Here is a 3,035-nt window from a genome sequence, read left to right on the forward strand (position 1 = left end):
GTGCACTTCCAGGACATCATCCAGACCCTGAACCGTTTCTGGGCCGAGCGGGGTTGTCTGATCCTTCAGCCCTACGACACGGAGAAGGGTGCGGGAACGATGAGCCCCCACACGGTGCTGCGGGCCATTGGTCCTGAGCCCTGGGCGGTGGCCTATCCCGAGCCCTGCCGCCGGCCCACCGATGGCCGCTATGGCGATAACCCCAACCGAGCGCAGCACTACTTCCAGTACCAGGTGCTGATCAAGCCCAGCCCGGATGCGATCCAGGAGACCTACCTGGCCTCGCTGGAGGCCCTGGGGATCCGCGCCAAGGAGCACGACATCCGCTTTGTGGAGGACAACTGGGAGTCCCCCACCCTGGGCGCCTGGGGTGTGGGCTGGGAGGTCTGGCTGGATGGCATGGAGGTGACCCAGTTCACCTACTTCCAGCAGTGCGGCGGCATCGACTGCCGGCCGGTGTCGATCGAAATCACCTATGGCCTGGAGCGTCTGGCCATGTATCTCCAGGACGTCGAGAGCATCTGGGATCTCTCCTGGGATGGGAACCGCTCCTACGGCGACATCTGGTTGCCGTTTGAGAAGGGCCAGTGCACCTACAACTTCGAGGCCTCCAATCCTGAGCGCCTCAAGCAGCTGTTCGCGATCTATGAGGCCGAGGCGGCGGACCTGGTGGCCAAGAAGCTGCCGGCTCCGGCCCTGGACTTTGTGCTGAAGTGCAGCCACACCTTCAACCTGCTGGAGGCCCGCGGCGTGATCTCGGTGACGGAGCGCACCGCGACAATTGGCCGCATCCGCAACCTGGCCCGTCAAGTCGCCGAGGCCTGGCTGGAGGAGCGCGAGGCGTTGGGGTTCCCGCTGCTTAAGCAAGAGGCGGCGGTCGCGGCCTAACTGCGGGAACGCTCACCCCAGTCCGGCTGGGGTGAGGTTTGCCGCTGCTGCTGTTGTGCGGAGCCCTGGCGGCGTTGTCGCTTGGGGTGCTGCCCCTTCCGCTCGCTGCTCGAACAGCTCTGGCCGTTCTGCTGGGGCTGCTTCAGCTCTATGGCTGCAGCCGTCGGGGCTGGCCGTTGTTGAGGCGGCTGGCGCTGCTCTTGGCCTTGCTGCTGCTGGGGACCTGGGGCTGGATCGGCCGTCCCCATCCCTTGGCGGCGGACCCGGTGCATTGGATCCCGGCGGCGCAGCGTTCCGTCCCGGTCCAGCTCCAGGCCGGCCTGCTCCAGGACACGCGTCCCATGGGCGAGGGCTGTGCGGTGTTGGCGGAGCTGCCGCAGGGGCGGCTGCGTTTGCGCTTTCGCCCTTGCCCGCAGCTCCAGCAGGGCTGGCGGCTGCAGCTTGAGGGACGCCTGCAGCGCTTGCGTTCGGGACCGCACCCCCTGCTGCCTGGGGCGGCGGAGCGTTTGGCCGGCAAAGGGGTCTGGAGTGAACTCCAGGTTGAGCGCTGGAGCCTGATCGCCCGCCCGCCCACACCCCTGGCGGATCTGCGGCGACGGATTGCGGCGGAACTGCGGCGGGTAGGCGGAGAGCAACAGGGGGGGCTGCTGGCGGCGTTGGTCCTGGGGCAGGCGATGGTCCCCTTGCCGCTGAGCGTCAAGGAGGCCTTCCGCGCGGCGGGGCTCTCCCATGCCCTGGCGGCCAGTGGGTTTCACCTGAGCGTCCTGCTTGGGGCGGTGCTGCTGCTGACGCGCCGTGCTTCGGCCCTGGTGCGCTGGCCGGCGGCCTTCGGGGCGATGGCGCTGTTTGGCCTGCTGGCGGGTGGTCAGGCCTCGGTGGTTCGGGCCCTGTTGATGGGGGCGATGGCGTTTGTCCTGAAGGAGAGCGGCCGGCGTTCGCGGCCCTTGGCCTTGTTGCTGCTCTGTCTGCTGTTGATGCTGCTTTGGCGCCCCAGCTGGCTGCTGGATGTGGGCTTTCAGCTGAGCGCGGCGGCCACGGCGGGTTTGATCCTCTCGGCCGGCCCGCTGGAGGAGCGGTTAGGCCTTTGGCTCCCGAGCTGGGCCGCCGGCGCAATGGCGATTCCCCTGGCCGCCTCGCTCTGGACCCTGCCGCTGCAGCTGCTGCACTTCGGGGTGGTGCCCAGTTACGCCGTCCTGGCCAATGTCCTGGCCGCTCCGCTGCTGACGCCCCTGACCTTGGGGGCCATGGCGATGGCCCTGACGGCGGTGCTTCTCCCACCGCTGCTCGCGGCCATGGCATTCCTGCTGGTGCCGCTGGCCCAGCTGTTGCTGGCCCTGGTGCAGCTGATGGCGGGCTTGCCGCTGGCCCAGTTGCCGATCGGCCGGCTGGGACCGCTGTTGCTGTTGCTCGCTTTGGCGGGACTGCTGCCGTGGTGGCTGCCGGCGGCACGCCGCTGGCGCCTGTTGCTGTTGCCGCTGCTGCCGCTGGCCCTCGGCCTGCGCCTCTGGCAGCAGAGCCGAGACCAGTTGCTGCTGGTGCGTCAGGCGCCGCGTCAGTGGATCGTGGCGCGCCACCAGGGCCGGGCTGGCCTGGTGAGCCTGAAGGCCGACCCCAGCAGTTGCCGCCGCGCGGAGCAACTGGCCCAGGGACTGGGGATTGCCCGCTTCGATTGGCTGCTCCTGCTGGATCCGCTGCCGGCCGAGCCCAAGGGCTGTTGGTCGCGCCTGGCGCTGACGACGGTCGATCGGCTCTTGCCGCAGCAGCGCCTCAGGAGTCCGGGCTTGGAGGTGAGCCGCCTCAGCGCCGATAGCCAGGGCCTTCTGCTGAGCGCTGGGCGGCAGCGCTGGCAGGTGCTGCCCGATCGGCAGGCCTGGTGGAGCTGGCGTCGCCAGGGCCGCGGCGGCGGCTCGCTCTGGCTGGGTTTTGTGCCAACGGCGCGCGAGCGAAGGGAGCTCCAAAGCCGCCGGGGGCTTGCGGCCTGGTGGCCCCCTGCCGGTTCCACCAGCGGATGGCACCAGAGCTGAGCTGGCGGCTTGATCCGTACACTGGCCGGGTCGCCTGGAGAGGTGGCTGAGTGGTCGAAAGCGAACGACTCGAAATCGTTTGAAGGGCAACCTTCCGTGGGTTCGAATCCCACCCTCTCCGTT

The 3,035-nt window shown here is 69.0% G+C and carries 2 protein-coding genes and 1 tRNA gene; all 3 read left to right on the forward strand.

Going from position 1 to position 3,035, the window contains the following annotated elements; all coding sequences use genetic code 11:
• A partial coding sequence (gene glyQ / locus QZ189_RS10960) for a glycine--tRNA ligase subunit alpha (protein ID WP_296421770.1) occupies positions 1 to 888 on the forward strand: 888 nt, incomplete at its 5' end.
• 38 nt (positions 889 to 926) lie between these two features.
• Entirely contained in the window at positions 927 to 2,912 is a 1,986-nt protein-coding gene (locus QZ189_RS10965) for a ComEC/Rec2 family competence protein (protein ID WP_296421771.1), read from the forward strand.
• 36 nt (positions 2,913 to 2,948) lie between these two features.
• Positions 2,949 to 3,033, forward strand: a tRNA-Ser gene (locus tag QZ189_RS10970).
• Positions 3,034 to 3,035 lie beyond the last annotated feature (2 nt).

This window comes from Vulcanococcus sp. CPBay_Sum15L08_68 (assembly GCF_017855895.1).
GTDB lineage: Bacteria > Cyanobacteriota > Cyanobacteriia > PCC-6307 > Cyanobiaceae > Vulcanococcus.